The sequence below is a fragment of the Aquabacter sediminis genome (assembly GCF_028863665.1).
GTDB lineage: Bacteria > Pseudomonadota > Alphaproteobacteria > Rhizobiales > Xanthobacteraceae > L1I39.
In genome coordinates this window covers 386,203-407,202 of the sequence record NZ_JARBFX010000001.1, presented here as the reverse complement: position 1 = coordinate 407,202, position 21,000 = coordinate 386,203, and the positions used below count along the sequence as shown (strand labels likewise).

At 65.9% G+C, this 21,000-nt stretch carries 16 protein-coding genes and 1 riboswitch; of the genes, 2 read left to right on the top strand and 14 right to left on the bottom strand.

Annotated elements, in window-relative coordinates; all coding sequences use genetic code 11:
• Together PV781_RS01835 and pdxH are read right to left on the bottom strand one after the other, a co-directional pair.
• Entirely contained in the window at window positions 1-750 is a 750-nt protein-coding gene (locus PV781_RS01835; RefSeq protein WP_274773921.1) for an SDR family NAD(P)-dependent oxidoreductase, read from the bottom strand.
• A 45-nt stretch (window positions 751-795) separates the two neighbouring features.
• Complete coding sequence (pdxH, locus tag PV781_RS01830) at window positions 796-1,434, bottom strand: pyridoxamine 5'-phosphate oxidase (protein WP_274773920.1); 639 nt, start codon at window positions 1,432-1,434, stop codon at window positions 796-798.
• 86 nt (window positions 1,435-1,520) lie between these two features.
• Here pdxH and PV781_RS01825 point away from each other — a divergent pair, with 86 nt between their 5' ends.
• Together PV781_RS01825 and PV781_RS01820 are read left to right on the top strand one after the other, a co-directional pair.
• Window positions 1,521-1,961 (top strand): RT0821/Lpp0805 family surface protein, encoded by a 441-nt coding sequence (locus PV781_RS01825; protein ID WP_274773919.1) that lies wholly within the window; start codon window positions 1,521-1,523, stop codon window positions 1,959-1,961.
• An 82-nt stretch (window positions 1,962-2,043) separates the two neighbouring features.
• Complete coding sequence (locus tag PV781_RS01820) at window positions 2,044-3,000, top strand: J domain-containing protein (protein WP_274773918.1); 957 nt, start codon at window positions 2,044-2,046, stop codon at window positions 2,998-3,000.
• 112 nt (window positions 3,001-3,112) lie between these two features.
• Here PV781_RS01820 and thiC read toward each other — a convergent pair whose 3' ends face one another.
• The 12 genes from thiC to icmH all read right to left on the bottom strand — a co-directional run bounded on the left by thiC (window position 3,113) and on the right by icmH (window position 20,741).
• The gene (gene thiC / locus PV781_RS01815) at window positions 3,113-4,978 is read right to left on the bottom strand and encodes a phosphomethylpyrimidine synthase ThiC (RefSeq protein WP_274773917.1); all 1,866 of its coding nucleotides are present in this window, start codon (window positions 4,976-4,978) and stop codon (window positions 3,113-3,115) included.
• Window positions 4,979-5,066: 88 nt separating this feature from the next.
• Window positions 5,067-5,202, bottom strand: a riboswitch (TPP riboswitch).
• Between the two features lie 65 nt (window positions 5,203-5,267).
• A complete protein-coding gene (locus PV781_RS01810; RefSeq protein WP_274773916.1) occupies window positions 5,268-6,824 on the bottom strand; it encodes a class I SAM-dependent methyltransferase in 1,557 nt (518 codons plus the stop codon).
• Window positions 6,825-6,851: 27 nt separating this feature from the next.
• Entirely contained in the window at window positions 6,852-7,889 is a 1,038-nt protein-coding gene (gene tssG / locus PV781_RS01805; protein ID WP_274773915.1) for a type VI secretion system baseplate subunit TssG, read from the bottom strand.
• A complete protein-coding gene (tssF, locus tag PV781_RS01800; RefSeq protein WP_274773914.1) occupies window positions 7,853-9,676 on the bottom strand; it encodes a type VI secretion system baseplate subunit TssF in 1,824 nt (607 codons plus the stop codon). The genes tssG and tssF overlap by 37 nt, the downstream gene beginning before the upstream one ends.
• Window positions 9,673-10,116, bottom strand: coding sequence for a type VI secretion system baseplate subunit TssE (gene tssE, locus PV781_RS01795; protein ID WP_274773913.1), 444 nt, complete (start codon window positions 10,114-10,116; stop codon window positions 9,673-9,675). The genes tssF and tssE overlap by 4 nt, the downstream gene beginning before the upstream one ends.
• Window positions 10,113-10,913: a type VI secretion system accessory protein TagJ gene (locus PV781_RS01790; protein WP_274773912.1), complete on the bottom strand. Its 801-nt coding sequence runs from the start codon at window positions 10,911-10,913 to the stop codon at window positions 10,113-10,115. Before PV781_RS01790 ends, tssE begins: the two co-directional genes overlap by 4 nt.
• Before the next feature lie 15 nt (window positions 10,914-10,928).
• Window positions 10,929-12,389, bottom strand: a complete 1,461-nt coding sequence (tssC, locus tag PV781_RS01785) for a type VI secretion system contractile sheath large subunit (protein ID WP_274773911.1) — start codon at window positions 12,387-12,389, stop codon at window positions 10,929-10,931.
• Between the two features lie 161 nt (window positions 12,390-12,550).
• Window positions 12,551-14,038 (bottom strand): type VI secretion system contractile sheath large subunit, encoded by a 1,488-nt coding sequence (gene tssC, locus PV781_RS01780; RefSeq protein ID WP_274773910.1) that lies wholly within the window; start codon window positions 14,036-14,038, stop codon window positions 12,551-12,553.
• A 3-nt stretch (window positions 14,039-14,041) separates the two neighbouring features.
• Complete coding sequence (gene tssB, locus PV781_RS01775) at window positions 14,042-14,554, bottom strand: type VI secretion system contractile sheath small subunit (protein WP_274773909.1); 513 nt, start codon at window positions 14,552-14,554, stop codon at window positions 14,042-14,044.
• Window positions 14,555-14,602: 48 nt separating this feature from the next.
• Window positions 14,603-15,730 (bottom strand): type VI secretion system protein TssA, encoded by a 1,128-nt coding sequence (tssA, locus tag PV781_RS01770; protein ID WP_274773908.1) that lies wholly within the window; start codon window positions 15,728-15,730, stop codon window positions 14,603-14,605.
• Window positions 15,731-15,880: 150 nt separating this feature from the next.
• Window positions 15,881-19,381 (bottom strand): type VI secretion system membrane subunit TssM, encoded by a 3,501-nt coding sequence (gene tssM / locus PV781_RS01765; protein ID WP_274773907.1) that lies wholly within the window; start codon window positions 19,379-19,381, stop codon window positions 15,881-15,883.
• Between the two features lie 16 nt (window positions 19,382-19,397).
• Window positions 19,398-20,741 carry a type IVB secretion system protein IcmH/DotU gene (gene icmH / locus PV781_RS01760; protein WP_274773906.1) on the bottom strand — a complete coding sequence of 448 codons (1,344 nt, stop codon included), beginning with the start codon at window positions 20,739-20,741 and terminating at the stop codon, window positions 19,398-19,400.
• Window positions 20,742-21,000: the final 259 nt, after the last annotated feature.

The window sequence follows — 21,000 nt, the reverse complement described above, 5'->3', positions numbered from 1 at the left end:
TCAGACCGCCTGCCCGCCATCGATGTGGATCTCCGCCCCATTGAGGTAGGAGGAGGTCTCCGTGCACAGCACATAGATGATCTTCGCCACCTCGTCGGGCGTTCCGAGACGACGCATGGGAATCTCGGCCACGATCTTTTCCGTGCCGGGGGACAGGATGGCGGTGTCGATCTCGCCCGGGGCGATGGCATTCACGCGGACGCCGATGGGGCCGAAGTCTCGCGCCATTTCCCGCGTGAGCCCGGCCAAAGCCGCCTTCGACGTCCCATAGGCGGCCCCGGCAAAGGGGTGCACCCGGGACCCGGCGATCGACGTGACATTCACGATCGACCCTTTGGCCTTGCACAACTCATCCTTCAATCCCCGGGCGAGGAGGATGGGCGCGAAGAAATTCACCTGGAACACCTGGGTCCAGGTTGCCCATTCCGTCTCCAGCGTGCCCAGCCGTGCCCCATCGGCCCCTTTGGGCGAGATGCCGGCATTGTTGACCAGGGCATGAAGTTCCCCGTCCGGCAGCCGGCTCTTGATTTCTGCGACCGCCTCCAGGGTGTTGTCGGCGTTCGACAGGTCCACCTGGATATGGTCCTCCGGCCCTGCGGCCCAGGGGCATTGCTCGGGAAAGGGATGGCGCGAGCAGGTGATGACCCGCCATCCCGCGCTGGAGAACCGCTTCACCGTCGCATGCCCGATCCCCCGGGAGGCGCCGGTCAACAGCATGATGCGCGGAGGCTGGTTGGAGGCGGGGGGCATGGTCGGGTGCATCCTGTGAATGAGAAAAGAGCGCTGGCGCCGGAATCAGGGGAAGAGGCGCGTACGTTCCCAGGGGGTGTCCGCCGAGGTCCGCCGGAAGACCACGCGGTCGTGCAGACGGAACGGGCGATCGTGCCAGAATTCCACCGCCACGGGCACGATCCGAAACCCGGTCCAATGGGGCGGGCGGGGCACGGTGCCGATGGCATATCTGGCCGTCGTGGTGGCAACCGCCGCTTCCAGCGCGAATCGACCCTCCAGGGGGCGTGACTGCCGGCTTGCCCAGGCGCCGATCTGGGAGAGGCGAGGGCGGGTGGCGAAATAGTCGTCCGCCTCCTGCTCGGTGACCTGTTCCACCGGCCCACGCACCCGCACCTGGCGGCGCAGCGACTTCCAATGGAACACCAAGGCCGCCTTAGGGTTGCCCGCCAGTTCCCGGCCCTTGGCGCTCTCGGTGTTGGTGAAGAAGACGAATCCCCGTTCGTCGAGGCCCTTCAGCAGCACCATGCGGGCGTCGGGAAGGCCGGTCTCGTCCACGGTCGCCAAGGTCATGGCGTTTGGATCGTTGGGCTCCGAGCGCTGTGCATCCGAAAGCCATTCAGAAAAAAGACGAAATGGTTCGTCGGCAAGGGTGAAATCACCGGACGTTAAGGGATTTGGGGCTTCTTTGGTGGCGTCGGTCATGTCTGGGGGCCCTTCCCGTGTCGCGTCATCAAGTCTGTGCGGCGTACGGCCGTGCGAGATCGGGCCTATATAAGGGTATTGGGCGCTTGCGCCCAGCGGCGCGCTCGTGCCTGAAGGGCGCAGTGGGCCTGCTGGCGGTGGCGGGCATCAGCGGGTGCGGCACTCTGTCCATGCTGGATGCGGACCCTGTGGTGACGGGCTCGCTCAAGCCACAGACGGTTTCGGCTCCTGTGCCTGAGGGGCCCGTGCCCCAGGGGATTGGCGCCAGCGACTGGTCCCATGCCAAGATGGCGCTCGCGCAGGCGCTCCAGGTGCGCGAGGCCGGCGCAAGCATGCCGTGGGACAACCCGGCGACGGGTGCGCGCGGAACCGCGACCCCGCTCGGGGCCGTGAAGGACAATGGCTGCCGCGACTTCCGCATCGGCCTCGTCGACACCACGGGCGAACATTGGATCCAGGGCGAGGCGTGCAAGGACGGCAAGGGCGAGACCAGTCTGTCGCAGGTCAGGGTTCTCGGACGCGCTTGAGCAGGGGCGTTGCAATCGGGCAACATCACCCCCAAATGACGGGTGCGGTCCCCCGCGAGCGGGGACCCAGAGGTGAGAATTCATGCGCGATCCATACGACATCCTCGGCGTTGCCAAGGGCGCCGACGAAGCCGAGATCAAGCGCGCCTATCGGCGTCTGGCGAAGAAGCTGCATCCTGACGCCAACAAGGACGATCCGAAGGCGCAGGACAAGTTCGCGGAGTTGAACTCCGCCTATGAGATCTTGTCCGACAAGGACAAGCGCGGCCAGTATGACCGCGGCGAGATCGATGCCGAGGGCAAGCCCAAGATGCACGACTTCGCCGGCTTCGGCGGCGGCGGGCGGGGACCCGGCGGCTTTTCCGGTTTCGACGGCGACACCATTTTCGAGAGCTTTTCCTTTGGTCCGGAAGGCGTCCGCCGACAGGGCCGTCCGCGTGGCGCGGGCGCTGCCTTTGAGGATCTGGGCGATATCTTCGGCGGCTTCGGCCGGCAGCGCCGGTCGGCTGGCGGTGGTTTCACCCCCCAGGCGGGCGCAGACACCGAGCTGACGCTTTCGGTCACCTACGAGGAGGCGGTGCACGGCGCCACCAAGCGCGTGGTGCTGCCCAACGGGAAGCAGGTGGAGGTGAAGATCGCCGCCGGCACGCTGGAAGGCCACCGCATGCGGATGAAAGGTCAGGGCGAGCCGAGCCCCATGGGCGGCGCGCCGGGCGATGCCTATGTGACCATCTCCTATGCGCCCCACGCCACCTATAAGCGCGAGGGCGAGGACATCCGCTACGAGGCGCCGGTCCCGCTGGAGGATGCGGTGCTCGGTGCCAAGGTGCGGGTGCCGACCCTGTCCGGCGCGGTGGATTTGAACATTCCGGCCTGGACGTCTGGCGGCCGCACTTTCCGCTTGCGCGGCAAGGGGCTGCCCAAGGCGGCCGGTGGCCATGGCGATTTGCTCGTGACCGTCAATGTGGCGCTCCCGTCCGACCATGACGATGCGTTGGCGGAACTGATGCGCAAGCGCCGCGCTGCCGCCGGCGCCTGAGCTGAACCCAAGCCAGCCCCAAGCCAGCCCAAGAAAAAGCCCGCGCAGGTCAGACCGGCGCGGGCTTTGCTCATTTGGGGGCTCATCCCCACCGGAATGAGCCCGGCCTGTTTCAAGCAGAGGGCGGGGGCGCCACGTCGGGAGCGGGGCGATAGATCTCGCTGCCGCCGTCGCGGAACTTCTTGGACATCTCCGCCATGCCGGCGGCCGCCTGATTGTCGGCCTCGGCGCGGGCAATATCGCCGGCCTCGATCTTCAGCTCCTGGGAAATCTTCATGGAGCAGAATTTCGGCCCGCACATGGAGCAGAAATGCGCCACCTTGGCGCCTTCGGCCGGCAAGGTCTCGTCGTGGAAGGATTCCGCCGTCTCCGGATCGAGGGAGAGGGCGAACTGGTCCCGCCAGCGGAAGGTGAAGCGGGCGCGGGAGAGCGCATCATCGCGGATGCGGGCAGCCGGGTGGCCCTTGGCGAGGTCCGCCGCGTGAGCGGCGATCTTGTAGGAGATGACGCCGGCTTTCACGTCATCCCGGTTGGGCAGGCCCAGGTGCTCCTTCGGGGTCACGTAGCAGAGCATGGCCGTGCCGAACCAGCCGATCATGGCCGCGCCAATGGCCGAGGAGATGTGGTCGTAGCCGGGGGAAATGTCCGTCACCAGCGGGCCAAGCGTATAGAACGGCGCCTCGTGGCAGACCTTGAGCTGCTTCTCCACATTCTCGCGGATGAGGTGGAGCGGCACATGGCCGGGACCTTCGATCATCACCTGACAATCGTACTTCCAGGCGATCTCGGTCAGCTCGCCCAGCGTCTCCAGCTCGGCGAACTGGGCGGCGTCGTTGGCGTCCGCGATGGAGCCGGGCCGCAGGCCATCGCCCAGCGAGAAGGACACGTCATACCAGGACAGGATCTCGCACAGCTCCTCGAAATGCTCGTAGAGGAAGCTCTCCTTGTGGTGGGCGAGGCACCACTTGGCCATGATGGACCCGCCGCGCGAGACGATGCCGGTCACCCGGTTGGCGGTGAGCGGGATATAGGGCAGCCGGACGCCGGCATGGACCGTCATATAGTCCACGCCCTGCTCGGCCTGCTCGATCACCGTGTCCCGGAAGATGTCCCAGGTCAGGTCCTCGGCGACGCCGCCGACCTTTTCGAGCGCCTGGTAGATCGGCACGGTGCCGATCGGAACCGGCGAGTTGCGGACGATCCATTCGCGGATGGTGTGGATGTTCTTGCCGGTGGACAGGTCCATGACCGTGTCGCCGCCCCAGCGGATCGCCCACACCAGCTTGTCCACTTCCTCGGCGACGCCGGAGGTCACCGCGGAGTTGCCGATATTGGCGTTGATCTTCACCAGGAAGTTCCGGCCGATGGCCATCGGCTCGATTTCGGGATGGTTGATGTTGGCCGGGATGATGGCCCGTCCGCGCGCCACTTCCTGGCGCACGAACTCAGCGGTGATGTCGGTGGGAATGGCGGCGCCGAGGCTCATGGCCTGATGGTGAGGATGGGCCCCGCCATTGGCGCGGGCGAGATTCTCGCGCGCAGCCACATATTCCATTTCGGGCGTGATGATGCCGGCGCGGGCATAGGCCATCTGGGTCGGGCGCTTGCCGGGCTTGGCGCGCAGCGGCTTGCGGTCGGCGCGGTCGAAGGCGGGCAGGTGGCTGACCTGGCCGGGCTTCAGGCCGTCATCCTCGGGCTTGCGGGCGCGGCCTTCCACCTCTTCCACGTCGCCCCGCTCACGAATCCAGGCGCGGCGCAGTTCCGGCAGCCCCTTGGTGAGGTCGATAAGGGCGGTGGGGTCGGTATAGGGGCCGGACGTGTCATAGACCCGCAACGGGCGCTCGGTGGGATCGGAAAGGGTGATCTCCCGCATCGCCACCTGCACGTCGGGGCGGGCAGAGGCGATGTGGACCTTGCGCGAATGGGGCAGGGGCCCGGTCGTGACCTTCAGGGACGAGGTCGAGGCTTCGTCAAGCATGCGGATCTCCTTCAGCTCGCGCTGTCAATGAGATCCGGGATGAGCTTCAGGAGGCGGTTTACCCCGAACGACTCCCACCGGGAGCACTGGCCTGGGCTGGTTCCGATCCCTTCGCCGGCATGACCCGGATCAGGTTCGAAGGGTCATCGCGGCGCCGGTGGTCATGACGACCAAACCGGAAGGCGATCTCTCAGCCCCCTCGCAGGGCTCCCCTTGGAATAATGCCAGCATGGGCCATGAAGGAATTTTCTGTCAATCTTGCGCTGCAACAATGACGCTGGTGCAAGGCTTACAGGAGGCCCATCGCCTCCCACAGATGCACGCGGTGTTCGAGGCTCCAGCCCACCGCATCCCGCACCACGTCGAGACGCTCTTCCGGCGCGGCGATCACCTTGCCGTCCCGCATGAGGGGCGTGTTGGACGCAAGGAGGGCCGGGGCGATATGGGCGAGGAGGGCGGCCTCCTCGCGCGGCGCGCCATTCGCCAGGGCGTCGAAGACAAGCGCTTCCACCGTGGTGAGCGTGGTGCCTGAACCTGTGAGCGGAGAGGCCATCTCCGCCACCGCTGCGCGCTGTTCTGCGACGGCGCGGGCGGCCGAGCGATTGAGCCGGCGCGCGGGTTCGCTTGAGGCCGACGACAGGCCGTTGGGCACTGGCAGGGCCTGGCCCGAGCCGACAAGGATGCCGGCCATCTCCACCAGGGAAGGAGCTGCCGGATCGTCCTTCAGAGCCGGCAGCGCACCAAGCTCAGCCAAGCCGTGGGGGCGCGTGGCGAGAGCATCGAGGATCGGCTCATAGTGGCGGGCCGGCAGTTGGGCGGTGCCCACCGGCACATCCAAGGTCAGGCGGCAGGCACGCCGCACGGTGGTGAGGACAAGGCCGAACGCGCCCAGTTGCGCGTCGCGCTCACGGTCCGACAACCGCCGCGCCCCGCGTACGAACACGTCGCGCCGGAACGGGCGGTTAACCATGTAGTCTTTCAGCGTTTCCCGGTAGGGACCGGGTGGCACCTCGTCCAGCAGCGTCCGCTGCTCTGGCTTAAGGTTCAGGTCGGGGAAATTCTCAACCAGAGCCGCCGAGCCGACGAAGGCAAGCTTGGCCTCCGATAGGAGGGCCGCCGTATCCATGTGGTATTGGGGCTGCCAATTGGCATTGAGATATTCATGGGCGAGATAGACCGCCCGATCCGCGGCCGCCACCTTGCCGCTACCGGTGCGGATCTGGTCCAGCAGGGCCGGTCCGCCCACGACGCCGGAGCCGGCGTCCTGGAGCCGGCGGGCAAAGTCCAGCGCGTGCAGGACCCGATCGTCGGACCGCCCGTGCAGGAGAGCCGCCTGGCTTGCCAGGAGGCGTTGCATCGGCAGCAGAGCGGTCCAGCCCGGCATGGCGTTATAGGAGAGCGACACCGCGCCACCCGGCTTCAGGCAACGTGCCAGGAAGGCGGTGATGTGGGCGCGATCCGCCGCGCCGATCCAGGACCAGACGCCATGCAGCGTCACCATGTCGAAGTCCGGGAGGCCCTGGCCATTCGCCATGTCGGCGAAACTCAGCTCCAGGAAGGTGATGTTCTGGATGCCCGCGCTCGCCGCCGCCTCGCGGGCGCGGGCGATATGGGCAGGGTTGAAGTCGGTCGCCACCACCTGGATGGTGGGGTTGGCGGCGGCGATGACAAGCGCGGTAGTCCCCTGTCCGCACCCCAGCTCGCAATAGGTGAAATCCGGCCCGAGGCGGGGCGGCGCGATGCCATTGAGAAGGCACGTCAAAATCACATGGCCCGGCGCCTGTTCCACATAGAGGCCGGGCAGGTATTCAACGTCGCTCACATAGCCGGACGACCAGTTGCTCATTATGGGGACCTCTAAATCAATGAAGGGTCAGCCGAGAGTGTTCGGACGGAACACGGCATCGTGGCGGGGAATGGGGCTCGGGCCGTCGAGGAGCCATGCCGTCTGACCGAGGCGGGCGGCGCCTGGGTCGTCGGGGCCGGTCGAGAGGCGGGCCGCGGGCACTTCGGGCGCGGCGACCTTCACATTGAGGTCGAAGGAGAATTCCAGGCCGCAATACAGCTCCACCAGATCGCGCACCCGCGACGCGCCCTGCGTCCCCGGCAACAGGGCCTCAAGGCGGTTCCGATCCACAGGGCCGATCTCGATGCGAAAATGGTGCTGGGCCACGAAGGCTCGGTCTCCCAGCATGGCGCCACCACCGAGACGGGCATGTTGCCCCTCTGGGTTGAGAGCGCCGCCGAGCCGTGTGCGCTCATCGGGTGGCAATGCAAGCCAGGTGCCGACGAAGGGAAGGATGGTGACCGGCTCCCCCAGCGCACGGCTCAGGAGGGATTGCAGGCCGGCCATGGGCCGCACCTGCGCGCTCAGCAGGCCAGCATTGCCAAGCAGGGAACCGTGGTCCACCGCCATCCGACCGTGCATCGCTGAAAAACCCAGGCCGGCGAGACTTTCAAGGACGGTGGTGAAGGTATCGTCGTGGCCGTCGCCCGGACCCTGCGCCAAGGCGATGCGGTATTTGCTGGCAGCGGCGCAGAACAGGCGGACGGCGCGGTGCTGGAAGATGTCCAGGAAATCGGTGAGGGCCTCGTCATTGCGGTGACGGGACTGGATGGCATGGGTGGTGTAGCTGAAGGGCAGGACGCCCTGCGGTCCCGTGAGCCCCATCAGCGCCACGGTCAGCCGCACCTGGCCATTCTCCATTCGCCGCGCGTCGGAAATCGCCGCCTCCGGATAATGCAGAGAGACTTCTCCGGTGAAGCGGATGGGATCGCCGGCGGGGCCAGTGGGTTGCGTTCCGGCCTCCGCCTCGATCACCCGCACCGCTTGGACCAAGTCAAAGCGGCCGGGGTCGGTCAGGAGCGTCTCGATCACAGGACGGTGCGGTCGCCGGCGCGTGCGGGCCATGTCTTCAGCGGTCCTGTCTGGCCTTTCACGGTCGCGGTGAGGCGGGTGAAGGAATTGATGCTGGCATGAAGGGCGAAGAAGCGGTCCAGGACCATGGCGAAGAGGTAGAGCCCGCTGGCGCTGAAATGGAGGGGGTCCAACTCCACCGTCAGGTCAATCCCACGGCACACGGCCTCCGCCCAGGGGGCGTCGCCGGTGCGACGGGGGGCGCGGGCAACGCCCGGCCGTGCCGAGAGGGCGGTTATCCCCTGGATCAGCCGATGGGTCTCCGGCGAATTGCGGAAATCGTAGAGCCGCAGGATCTCCTGCAAGGCGTCCAGGCCGCCCGGACCCACCAGCGAAAGATGGTTGAGAATGAGATGCGACATGAGCCGCCAATGGCGGCGATCGTCCTCGGGAAGGCGTAGGGCATGGGTGAGGGGAGAGACGCACACCACATCGCCAATGGCCCCCGCACCGTCCACCGGCGTCAAGATAGGGTGGCCTCCGCCATAAGGGAGCTTTGCCGGCAAATTGCCATTCAGGCATAAGGTGTCGACGCTCGCCACCAGATCGTCGGCACTGAAATCGGGATCCAGGTGGCTAAAGGAAAGGACCATTTCAGTCCCCACCTCGCGCCCTGGGGCACCGCGCCTGGCGGCGGCCCATCGCGCTGGTCCGCTTCGCTCGGCACCGTGGTTCTGGGCGTAGAAGGGCAGGATGTCCCTCAGCGTGCCGGTGGCATCGGAAACCGAGACTGACAGGATGGAATGCACCTCAAGGGCATCCTGCCGGCGCGCGTCGGGAATGACACGATGCTCGAAGCGGGTGTTGGTAATCAGGATGGGCTCGGCGCGCTGGCGGAACAGGTTGATAATGGGGGTGCAGCCGAGCGCGAATGCGTCCTGCGATACAGTGCGCTCCAGCGCTTGCGCACTCTTGTCGAGATAAAGGTAAATGCTCAGCTCGCGACCTGCGCTGCGAAGGACCTTGGCGTCCAGATCCACGTCGAAATAGAGGTACTTCTCCGGAAAGGCGAAGTATTCAGTCAATAAGCGATAGGCGGGCTGGGCCTGATCGGAATGGGGAAGAAGCCCCTCCTGCGCATCGAACCCCACGGGCCGAACCGCAGACGGGGGCAGGAAAACCGGATCGGCATCCGAGGGCCCTTCGGCCAACGCCACGGACACGGTGTGGTTGAGGATCAGTTCCTGGAGGCCATAGGTCAGGGAGGGCTGGCCGCGCAGGAAGAAGCGCAGATGGTCCGGCTGGAGCGCGCCGAACGTCATGTCCGGCGCCGTGCACCGCAGCTTCAGATGGAGGGTTGCCGCTGCGCCATGGGCGTGGGGATTGACCGGTCCCACCAGCGGCCGGCCGCGCAGGCTCGCCTCCACCAGGGCCACGGGCCACACGGTCACCGGATAGCAGGTGCGGAACCGGCAGGTATCGCCCTTCACCGGCTCTGCGTCCAGTTCCGTTCCCACCCCCACGTGCTGGGGAACGGTGACTTCCGCCTTGGGTTGGAATTGCACCGTCCCCATGGAGGGAATGGGGGCAAGGTAATAGGGATAGAGGACGTCCAAAAGCGTGTTGACGAGTTCCGGGAAGTCGTCGTCGAGCTTGCGTGCCACTCGGGCGTTCAGGAAAGCGACGCCTTCCATCAGGCGTGCCACATGGGGGTCGTCAATAGCGTCGGCAGACAGGCGCAGATGGCTTGCGGTCTTGGGATGCCGCGCAGCGAACTCGCCCGCCATGTGGCGCAGATAGTCCAATTCGTCATTGTAGTAGGGCAGGAGCGCGTCGGTCACGGCGCGGGGCTCGTCATCAATATGGTGTTGCCGATGGTGTCGATGAGGGTGTTGAACTCCACGGGCACAAATTCAGCGTCGATCTGCACATGGCCTTCGATGCGGATGCGCAAGGTGCGGTCCCCGGGATCGGCGTTTTCAAGGGCGAAGATGCGCATGTTCCGCAGGCGCGGTTCTTGCGCGCGGATCAGGTGACCCAGTTCCTCCACCACGGCCGCCCGCCTCTCGGGGGTGGAGAGATTGGCGGTGGCAAGGTCCGTAATGCCGTAATCAAGCAGAGAGCCGTCCAATTCGCCAAGGCCAGCCGGCCAGCCCAGCACACGGCGGTTGGTGTTGAACAGGTCTTCCAGGTCGCGCTTCAGACCCGCGCGCACACGCGCGGTGACGCTGCCCTCGCTTCCGGCCAGTCGATCCAGAAGGTCGGGGCCCACGAGGCTCATGCGGGGTCGAACTCCAGCCGGCCGAGCTCAAGGATGGTGAGACTCTCCTCGCCCGCGAGGAAGCAGCGCAATCCCTCGCCGCGCATACAGTCAGGGCCGATTTCGTGCCATTCGGTCTCCCGCCCCAGCGCCGCCACCTCGCGCTCGCGCGTCGGGGCAAAGGGGTAGATTGCGGGAATGATGACTTCCCCCTCCGGTCCGCCGCGCACAGAGATTTCAGCCGCCCGCCAGGCGCCGTCGATGATGCGGGAGGGGGCATGGAAGGCGACATGTTCCACGCGCTCCAGGGGCACCCAGAAATACTTGCCGGTGGAGGACAGGACCTCGAGCACGCCAGCGCTGAGGTCGTCGAGGTCGCGAAAATCGTCGAAAGACACGCCATCATGATGACCGGCCAAGGCTGGGCGGGCTTCCTCGGCCGCGGCGAGCGCCTGGACGGCCTCGCTCATGCGCCCAGCGCGCAGGTGCATGAGGGCCTCAAGGCGCAGAGCCAGATGGGGGGGCGGCGCATCGAGCAAATCGGGCGCGCGACCGTCGCTCCAGACCTGCGCACGTGCCATGTCCGCCCGCATAAACTGCCGCAAGGTGGCGATCCGCACCGCCGCGGCCGGGTCCTGCTCCGCCATGGCGGTGAGCTGGGCATCGGCGCGGGCGAGATCGCCGGCCACGCACAGCAACTCCGCCAGCAGGCTGCGCCGCTCAATGTCGGTGGGATGCGCACGCACCTCGGCCCCCATGGCCGCAATGGCATCGGCGAGGCGGCCTTCGCTGAACAGTTCGACGGCGGACTGAGACATGGCGGGCCTTCCGGGTCAGGGCGCCGCGCGGGCAGGCGCGAGCGCCAGCTCCGTCACGAGCTTGAAGGTGGTGAACACATGGTCGAGCTGGAAATGGGGACGCAGGTGCAGGACGCAGTTCAGCGCGCTGGCGCGCCCCGGCGCGGCCCGCACCGACACACGCGCCTCGCGCAAGGGATAGCGCGCCTTCATCTCCGGAGAGGCGTCATCATTGCCGAGGCAATAGCTGTGCAGCCAGGCTTGCAGGTCGCGCTCGCACGCATCAGCAGTCACATAGCTGCCGATGCGATCGCGGATTTTCACCTTCACGTAGTGCGCGAAACGCGACACGCAGAGAATATAGCGCAGCATGGCCGAAAGGCGCGCATTCACCCCCGCAGGTGTTGCATCAGCAGCACTCACCTTCTGGATCGAAACCGAGGAATGAAAGGCCAGGCGCGGCGTATCCTTGCATACATTGAGCGTCATCAGGCCCGACTGCCAGAGGTCCTGTTCCAGATGGGCGGGGATGGCCAGTTCGCTGGCAAAGCGGGGCACAACGCCCGGCGCATCGGTCTCTGCCGAGGGCGCGCTCAGTCCGGTCACCACGCCGTGGTCGACTTCATCGCGGCGGGTGCCGCACATATCGGCGAACCAGCCGTGCAGATGGAAATTGCGCACAAGAATTTCGCCAAAGGCGAACACCGCGCCGCCCCAGCACAGGTGATGGGTGGACAGACCCTGCGCATCCTCCCGATACCGAAAGGCTAGGCCCGGCGCTCCATCGCGGATGCGCGGGGACCGCAGAAGGATGCGAGGCAGCACGAGACCGATGAAGCGGGAATCCTCGGCATCTCTCAGCCGGCTGAAGCGGGCATATTCCAGGGGCCGAAAGAGGCCCGCCAGACTCTGGACGTGATCGAGGTCGCGGAAGTCATCAAGGCCCAGCAGGCGTGGCGAGGCGTTCAGGATGGCGGGCGCGAAGGCTGCCGCCGCGACAGCGGCAAGGCTCGACACCGCCGAGACGTCATCCACCGGGTGCTCTGCGGAGGGGCGATGCTGGATCGTGTAGTCGCACAGGAGCACGCCGTAGGGCTTACCGCCCGGCATGCCGAACTCTTCGCTGTAGACCTTGGAAAAGAGGGCGCTCTGGTCGAAGTCGCCAGCTCGGTCGAAGTCGTTGGCAAGTTCCCGCCAGGTGGCATTGAGCACGCGAACCAGGACGTTTTCCGCCCCAGAAGCGGACGTCACGAGATAGCGCAGCCCGCGCCAGGAGGCTTCCAGCTTGAGGAACCGGCGATGATGAAGCACCTGGTTCAGCTGTTGCGTCAGAAGGGCGTCGAGGAAGGCGATGTCCCGTTCAATGGCGGCTTGCAAGGTCCGGCCGTCGCCGATCACCGCCAGATCCGAACCGAACCAGTCGGCGAGCGCCTCGGCCGGATCGGTGGCGATCAGAAAGGCCTCCAGCCGCTCATCCGCCTGACGGGCGAGGGCCATATCCACCGCGTGCCGGCGCAACCCCTCCCGTCCGGCTGGAGCACCAGGCTCCGCCGGGGCCGGCCTTTCGGCCTCCGGCGCGGGAGAAGGCCCGACCCAGGGGGACGGGCCTTGCTCGGCTTCGTGCTGTGTCGAAGGCACGGGGGCGCCTTGCTCTCGCCTCAGGCCGTTGCAGGAATGCGGGCGACCATGCGCAGGGAGGTGGTGAGCTCCTCCATCTGCAGCCACGGGCGCAGCCACGCCACCGCATTGTAGGCACCGGGCTTGCCGGGGATCTCGCGCACTTCCACCTTGGCCTCGGCGAGCGGATACTTCGCCTTCATCTCCTGCCCGGCATCGGGGTTGCCGTTGACATAGTTGATGATCCAGCGGTTGAGCCAAGCCTCGCAGTCGCTGGCTTCCATGAAGGAGCCGACCTTGTCGCGGCCCATGATCTTCAGGTAGTGGGCGAAGCGGGACGTGGCCATGATGTAAGGCAGGCGTGCGGAAATGGCCGCATTGGCCGTGGCTTCCGGACGGTCATACTTCTTGGGTTTCTGGGTGGTCTGGGCGCCGAAGAAGACCGCATAGTCCGTGCCCTTGTAGTGGCACAGAGGAAGGAAGCCGAGCTTTGAGAGCTCCGCCTCGCGCCGGTCGGTGATGCCAATCTCGGTGGGGCACTGCTGATCGGTGTCGCCATCATCGGAGACGAACACATGGCTCGGCAGGTTTTCCACCTTGCCGCCGCCCTCGGCGCCGCGAATAGCCGTGCACCAGCCATGCTGGGCGAAGGCGTCGGTCAGGCGCGCGCCCAGCACGTAAGCCGAATTCATCCAGCAATATTCGTCATGCGCCATGCCGCGCGCGACGCCGCCCTGGATGGGGCTTTCCTCATAGTCGAATGCCTCGACCGGCTTGGTCTGGCTGCCATAGGGCAAGCGGGCAAGGGTGCGGGGCAAGGTGAGGGTGACGAAGCGGGAATCCTCGCTCTCTCGGAAGGACCGCCACTTGGCATATTCGACGCTGTCAAAGATCTTTTCCAGGTCCCGCGGCTTGGACAGTTCAGTATATTCGTCAAAGCCAAACAGCTTCGGGCTCGCCGCCGAGATGAAGGGGGCGAACGCTGCTGCCGCCACCTGAGAGACCTGGCTCAGCAGTTCCACGTCCTCGGGGTGGTTGCTGAACTCGTAGTCGCCGATCAGCGCGCCATAGGGTTCGCCGCCGGGGCTGCCGAACTCCGTCTCGTAAATCTTCTTGAAGATCACGCTCTGGTCGAACTCGGAAGCCTTAGTCAGGCTCTTGTAGAGCTCCTTTTTGGTGCAGTTGAGCACCCGGATCTTAAGGCTGGAGCCTGTCTCCGAGTTCATCACCAGATGGTTCAGCCCCCGCCAGGTGCCTTCCAGCTTCTGGAAGTCCGCATGATGCATGATGGCGTTGAGCTGGGCCGAGAGCTTTCCGTCGATGGCCGTGATGGCGGCATTGATAGTCTGGGCCAGGTTCTTGGAATAGGTCAGCGTCCCGGCGAGCGCTTCCTGAGTCAGGGTGCGCAGCAACTCCGCGGTCCGGTCCGGATCGGTCTGCTTGGTGGCGGCGATGGCCTGATCGAGAAAGGAAAGCTCCTTGGTCTCGACCGTTTCGGCAGACTGGGCCTGTGCTTCAGCGGCGCTCATGGATCAGCCCTCCGTCTTTTCTTCGGACACGCCCAGTTCCTCGCCGAGGGCCTTAAGCCGCGCGTCGTCGGACAGGATCTGCTCGAGCAGGGTTTCCAGGTTTTCCGAACGGTCAGCCTTGGACAGCAAGTCGCGCAGCTGGCTGCGCACTTCCATCAGCTTTCGCAACGGTTCCACCCGTTCCACGACGGCCGCAGGCTCGAAATCATCCATGGACCTGAAGGCCAGTTCCACGGACAGCTGGCTGCCATCATCCGCCAGGGTGTTATCCACCTTGATCTTGAGCCCAGGCGTCATGCGCGCCAGGACCTGATCGAAATTGTCCCGATCGATCTGGATGAACTTGCGCTCGGTCAGCGGCTTGAGGGGCTCGCTGGGGTCGCCGGAGAAGTCGCCGAGCACGCCGACCACGAAGGGCAGTTCCTTCTGCACCATCGCGCCTTCGGTTTCCACATCATAGGTGATGTGGACGCGGGGCTTGCGCACCCGGTTCAGCTTGTCATGGATACTGGGCATCGCGGGCATGTCCCCCTTGGAATGGAAGCAAAAGGCTGGGTCGCGGCGCTAGTCGTCAGTCGCGGGCGGGCGGATACCGGAGGCGAGGTAGAAGTAGCGGCGTGCGTCCTGGTCCACGATCAGCTCGTCGAGGAGCTCGGTCATGGACATGCGTGCCCGCCGCACCGTTTCCTCCAGCACGTAGGACACCGGCGAATGGGGCTCGCTCACCCGGAAGAAGCGGGCGATCTCCAGGATCTGGTTGAGCGCCTGGTCGCGGGTCGCCGGCCGCCGCGCGGACGCACTGCCATCGCCTGCCGACGCAGCGGAGGCTTCTTCCTCCGGCTCGTCCATCCCGGTGGGGTCGAGCGTATCAAGGGCGTGGCTGGCGGTGGCCTGCGCGAGTTTGTCGGCGGCAAACGTCTGTACGGCTTCGCGGTTGGCCTCCAGAAGCGCCCGAATGGCGCCGGCGGGAGGTGCGTCCGCCCCTACGCGCGCCACGAAGGCGTCGGAGAGGGCGTTCAAACTCCGAAGGGCTGCATCGATCTGCGCGACCAGCCCCGCAAAGAAGGACGCGGGCGCGCCTTGAACCGCCATATGGAAGGCGTCGAGGGCGAGCGCGCCGGCTGAGATGCGGGCCTCGCGCTTGGCAGCATCCGTGATCCGGCTGACTTCGAGCGCCTGCTCATATTGCCACAGCGGCACACCCTCCTCGCCCGGGGTCAGGGGAACCTTCCGCAGCGGCTGAACCAGGGTGCCGTCCGAGCTCGCCCCGTTGAGCGCGATGAACGGAGCAATGCGCGGCTCGTGGCCGTCCTCGTCCGGCAAGGGAAAGACACCGTCCCAATAGGCCTCGACCAAGCCTCGCGCCACCTCGATCCCGGTCCGCAATCCGGTGAAACCGTCCAGCCGCAGAAGGGCCTCGATCAGCCAGGCGCAGACTTCAAGATCCTTTGCCTGTTCGGAGAGGATCTCGTAGCCCAGGCGCGCCACATCTTCCCATTCCTCAGTGGCGGATGGGGCATCAGCGTCTATGTCCTTGGCGCGTTCCTTCCGGCGGGCGGCCGCTCGTGCATCCTTCAGGGCCAGGAAGCGGGAAGACGGAGAAATGTCCGCTCTCGGATCCGTGCCGATGGGATCCTCATCGCCAAGAGGCGCGATAAGTAACTGGGGATCGAACGTAAATGTATCCGTCATGGCCTTTTGCGTGAAAGCTTTAGAATAGGGGATGACTGAAGCGTTCCATGCTCCACGCATGCAAAAAGGCAGCTCGCACACTAAGTGATAGAAGGTTTATACATCAGATTAATGACACGATCGGGCTCCGATCCGCCTGCGATCCTCCCCTCAGCCCGAGACAAGGGAAGACAGGCACCGGAAGCCGGTCAGGGGGTTCTGGCGGAAGGGGTTGCTGACGCTCGCCGCATCCAGGGTGAAGCTGGCATTGCGGGGCCCAAGCGACACGGTAAAGGCGAAGCGGCTGGGCCCTAGCCGCGTCAGCGGTCGTCCTCCCAGAAAGCGGAACAGCGCCCACGGACCGGGCACGGAGAGCGAAGACGGCTGCCCGGGTGTCGAAGCCCCGAACTCCACCCGCACACCGGAGGTGATCCCGGGCCATTTGAACGAGACAGCCTGCGGCGGCCCATATTGGTAGAGGAGGGCCTGCCCATCAACCTCAAGGCGCACCCGCATGGCGCCAGCGTCGAGGTCGGTGGGGGTGAGTTCGAAGTTGAGCTGGGGTGCTGTGGCGCCCTGGGGGAAGAACATGGACCGGATGCGGTCCGCCTGCTCGAACAGGGCAAGGCCCTGCGACGTGATGTCGGGCGCCGCGCCCGCATTGGCCAGCATTTTCCAGGGGGAAACGGTGGTGTCAACGAAGGGCTTCAGCTGGCGCTCGAAGAAGCGGTCCAGCAGGCCGTCCGGGCCGAACATGCGGGTGAAATCCGCCAAGGTCGTATCGGTGGAGGATACGGCAAACGGGTAGCGGCCACTGATCGCCTGTTGGCAGAAGGGCAGGATCTGCGTCTTCCAGGTGGCGTCCAGGTCCGCGCGGACCCCTGCATTGGTGATGGAGGACGTCTGTCGCACCAGGCCGAGGATCGAATCTGCGAGGCCAGGCGGCGCGGTGACCGTGGACAGCTTCAACTGATTGAGGATTTGCGCAAAGGCCGGGCCGGAGGTGAGCTCGGTCAGCTGCGCCGGGTTGCCCGAGCCCAGGCTTGCAGCTGGACCGATGATCATGCGCAACTGGCCGATCGTCTTGAGCACCTCTTCCAGGGGGCTCGGCTGTCCCGTCACGAAGCGATGCAGCCCGGAGAAATGGTCGGTCACGGCTTGTGCCAGCCCGGCGCCGGGCGTGCTGGGAGTTGGTGTATCACCGCCCGGGATCAGGGTGCGGAAAGTTTCGGCGGCGGTCTTGGCGGGATCGGGCGGTGGCGGCGGCGCCAGCGTGGTCTGCTGCGCCACCGATTTCAGATAGCTGTCGAGGGGCGAAGGCGGCCCGATCAGGGCTTGGAGTATGCTCACTTCCGCCTGGAGGCTGTCAAACGGCAACAGCGCCACGTCGCTGAGAAGATTCTGCCATTCGGCAATATAGTCGCTCACATAGAGGCCACGGATGTCGCGCTTCAGCTGGGCGGCACGATGCGCCAGCGGCATGTCCGGCGTGGCTGGGAACCGCACCCAGTCCTCGGCTGCGAGGCGCTGGGCGATGCGGTCGATGGCGGGCAGAACAACGGTGAAGAACTGGTCAGCCGTGTACATGCCGGCGATGGGTGCCGAGAGCGGCTTGCCGGATCGCCGGGCCAACGCATAGGGCGTCAACGGTCCGGCCACGTCCGTGAGGCGCCAGGGGATGAGGGAATTGATTTCCGGCAGCTTGAGGAGTTCCGTCATGCCGCGCTCGGCGGCCGGATAGGCACTCAGCACGGTGCGTGCCTGCGAGACGAGGGTCTGGTTCAGTTCCAGCGGCGGAAAGCCAATGGTCAACAGGTTGCGCACATGATCCAGGAGTGAGACGCGCAGCGGAGCCTGGGCCGGGCCGGGATAGGCCGAGATGAGGTAGCGCCGCACCCAGTCCACAATCGCATCCGTGTTCATGGGGCCGGCGCCGCCCAGCATCAGATAGACCATGAGCGCGCCGTAGAGATCCTGCGGATTGCCGAGCGTGTCGGTGACAGATCTCTGGACCACCGTCTCCAGGCGAGGCAGCAGGAGAGTGAGGAGACCGTCCTTGTACTCCTGGATCGTATAGGTGGAGAGGAAGCCCGCTTGGGATAGGCCTCCATTCATGCGAAGCGGCGTGGCTGCATCGCGATAGCCCCACCCGGTGGGCAGGTTCTCGAGCGCGGTGAGGGTGGGGACGATGGCGGAAAGGTCCACCTGGTCGGCAGGAATCTCCTTCACCGCCAGGCCCAGTTCCGAAATGGCCGTCTGGGCCTTGGCGGTCCCCTGGGCGAGGTCCTCCACCAGGTAACGGTTGGCAACGAAGCTGACGGACCACCACAAGGTCAGCGCGGCTGCTGCGGCGATGCCGGCGGCGAAGAGGCCCAGGCGCAGCGCAGAGTCCCGGCGGCGCGAGGTCGGATCACGCTCGGCCAGGCCGGCCTCTGCGAAAACCACCCGCTCCAGGAGGTCGCGGATGAAGTAGCCCTCGCTCCTGCGCTCGCCGGGCGCGCCTTCCCCATCCCTCGCCGGGTGGGCCACATTGGGATCGGACCCTGGATCGGGAGCTGCGGTGAAATAGAGACCGCGCAACAGCAGCGGTCGCTCGAAATCGGTGGGACGGAAAACGTCTTCCACCAGTTCGGAGAGCACCGGCTTCAGCGTAGCCAGCTGCGGCACGAAGAGGAAGCAGTCGAGGCGCTCCTGCACCTCGAAGGCGGCGTTCAGCTGGGTGAGTGTCCGCGGCCGCTGCCATTGCAGGAAGTGATCGAACTCCGCCGCAACCGTTGCTGCCAGGGGCTTGCCCTTCGGGGTCATCCCCCGCTCGTCGTAAAGGGGCAGGGTGAGGCCGAAGACCGCACGCCGATCGGTGGCGGAGAGGTTGGCCGCGAAGGTCTCGAACCCCGGCACCTGGTCGGTGTGGCTGAAGATCACATAGACCGGAACCCGGCGACGAATCTCCCGTTGCAGGCGCTCCAAATGCTCTCGCAGGTCGGCATGAAAGGAGAAGCGCGTCACGTCCGATGCCGCGAGCACCTCTGTCAAGTTCAGCACCAAAAGCACGCCGTTGAGCGGCTGGCGGCCGCGGTAGCGGCGCAGAAGGCTGCCGAATGTGGCGAGGACGCCCGCTTCCTGGTCGAGGGGAGAAGGGCATCTGGCCTCCACCAAGACGGCATGGTCGGTGAAGGAAAAGCTCAGGGGTCCCGCACTGATGCGGCCGCTGCGTCGCTCGTTCAATGGAAAACGCAGGCCAGAGGCATGAACCAGGCTGGTCTTGCCGGCGCCCTCTGGCCCTATGACCGCATACCAGGGCAGTTCATATCGGTACGTACTGCTGAGAAAATGGGGCTTGCGGATGCGCCTGAGCACACCGAGCGCCAGCCGGAAGCCGCGGTCCAGCTCCTGCCTCTGGCGCGTGCGCGCTTCGCCCAGTCTGTCATGGGGCGCTCCTTCGCGACGGGAGGCCCGTTCGGCGGGCCTCGCCATAATCCAGAACAGGGCAATCATGGCGCCCAGAAGCACAACCAGGATCACCGCCAGGATGCGGGACGGCAGATCGGGCAGCAGGCTGTGCCCGGCCACGGAGACGTGAGGCGCCACAAACCAAACCAGCAGGCCAACGATCAGGGTGGCAGCAAGCAGCACCAGCCAGCGCCAGAAGGTCCAGGAGGTACGAGCGGGCATCATCTTCCTTCGCCGCCTAGCGCGGGGTCACGAGGATCTCGACCCGCCGGTTGCTCTGGCGGCCCTCCGGGGTGTCATTTGAAGCGATGGGGTCGGCCGAGCCTCGGCCGGTTGCCGTGATGGGCACAGGGTGGTCGGCCATGTCCGGCTTGAGCACGTCTGCCACGCGCTCCGCCCGCGCGGCCGAAAGCGCGAGATTGTTGGGATAGGTGGTGGAGCGAATGGGCACATTGTCCGAGAAGCCCAGCACCTCCACCGATGCAGCAAGCGGTGCGATGGCGTCAGCGACGTGCCGAAGCACATCCGGGAATGGCGATCGCAGCGTGGTGCTGGCGGAGGCAAACACTTCGCCCTGCGTTCGAATGACCACCTTGCCTTCGCGCTCGCTGACGGTCAGCAGGCCGGCCTTCACATCCTCCGCCAGTGCTTTGGAGATGATCTGGAACGGCGTGAGGGTTGGGATCGGAGGTGGCGCCGGAGGCGGGGGCGCGGCGGGTGGCGTGGAGGGCGCGGGACTGGCGGCCGGTGGGGGGACTGCCGGGCTCGGTGCTGCATCCGGGTGTCGCGGGGTGGCGGGCCGCAGCACGGGCGGTGGGTCGACGAGAAGGCCGTCCACCTGGCGGGCCACGAGACCCGCCTCCCGCCGCAGTGTAATCGCCAATACGAGGAAGAGGATCAGCAACGCACAGACGAGCCCGAGCGCCCCGAGCCAATGCATCATCATGTCGCGCGGCTTGCTGCGGTCCAGCCCCAGGCCGTGCCAGGCGGGCGACAAATCGGGCTTGATGGTGCCCCGCACGGAACGCAGGAACTGAAACAGGTCGTCCTGAATGCGCGACAGTTCGCCGGGACCGTTGGAGGCGAGCCGATACTTCCCTTCAAATCCGAATTCGATGCAAAAGAAATAGAACTCGATTTCCCGCACGGCGGTGAGCGGCGCCGTCATCATCTGCTGGAGCAAGGTGAAGAAACGTTCCCCGCCCCAGGTTTCCTGGAAATAGGCTGAGATGAGGGTCTTCGACGTCCAGTCGCTATCCTTGGCCCAGGGTGTCTGGAGGATGGTGTCGTCGGCGGTGGCGGCGAGGGCATAAAGGATCAATTGAATATGCTGGTGCGACAGGCCCTCGGCCGCCGCACGGGTCTCGAAGACGTGCAGTTCCTCCAGCATCTGCGCATGGACCGCACGCACGTCCACGAACTGCTCGCCCTGGAGATGGACCAACATCTCGAAGATGGGCACCGCGAGGGCGAGCCCCGGATTGTCCCGATAAATGTCTGCCGCCGCCTGTACCGCCTGGGGTCGGCGATCGCGGCCAAGGGAGAGGGCACTGGCCTTTGGTGCCGCGCGGGTTCGGCGCAAGACGGGAGGCGCCACGAAAGAGGGAGGCGACTGACGGAACGCGCTCGGCGCAGAGGGCGCACCGGCGCCAAGGTCGCCCGCTGGGCGGGGGAGGGGAACGGCCTGGGGCGCGGCCGCTGCGTCGCGATTTAGCCCCCGGCGCGCCGCGGCTGCGGGCGAGAAGATGGTGGTTTCCTCACCCTCCTGGGCCGGTACGCCCGTGCTCATGCCTGTTCCACCCTCGCAAATGACGAAGATGTGGCCCGGACCTGTTGCATCC

Coding starts and splice junctions, on each gene's coding strand:
- PV781_RS01810 (WP_274773916.1), bottom strand. CDS start 6,824: ATGAGCAACTGGTCGTCCGGCTATGTGAGCGACGTTGAATACCTGCCC.
- tssA (WP_274773908.1), bottom strand. CDS start 15,730: ATGACGGATACATTTACGTTCGATCCCCAGTTACTTATCGCGCCTCTT.
- tssB (WP_274773909.1), bottom strand. CDS start 14,554: ATGCCCAGTATCCATGACAAGCTGAACCGGGTGCGCAAGCCCCGCGTC.
- PV781_RS01790 (WP_274773912.1), bottom strand. CDS start 10,913: ATGTCTCAGTCCGCCGTCGAACTGTTCAGCGAAGGCCGCCTCGCCGAT.
- thiC (WP_274773917.1), bottom strand. CDS start 4,978: ATGCTTGACGAAGCCTCGACCTCGTCCCTGAAGGTCACGACCGGGCCC.
- PV781_RS01835 (WP_274773921.1), bottom strand. CDS start 750: ATGCCCCCCGCCTCCAACCAGCCTCCGCGCATCATGCTGTTGACCGGC.
- PV781_RS01820 (WP_274773918.1), top strand. CDS start 2,044: ATGCGCGATCCATACGACATCCTCGGCGTTGCCAAGGGCGCCGACGAA.
- tssC (WP_274773911.1), bottom strand. CDS start 12,389: ATGGCCCTCGCCCGTCAGGCGGATGAGCGGCTGGAGGCCTTTCTGATC.
- tssE (WP_274773913.1), bottom strand. CDS start 10,116: ATGAGCCTCGTGGGCCCCGACCTTCTGGATCGACTGGCCGGAAGCGAG.
- pdxH (WP_274773920.1), bottom strand. CDS start 1,434: ATGACCGACGCCACCAAAGAAGCCCCAAATCCCTTAACGTCCGGTGAT.
- tssG (WP_274773915.1), bottom strand. CDS start 7,889: ATGGCCCGCACGCGCCGGCGACCGCACCGTCCTGTGATCGAGACGCTC.
- tssM (WP_274773907.1), bottom strand. CDS start 19,381: ATGCCCGCTCGTACCTCCTGGACCTTCTGGCGCTGGCTGGTGCTGCTT.
- tssC (WP_274773910.1), bottom strand. CDS start 14,038: ATGAGCGCCGCTGAAGCACAGGCCCAGTCTGCCGAAACGGTCGAGACC.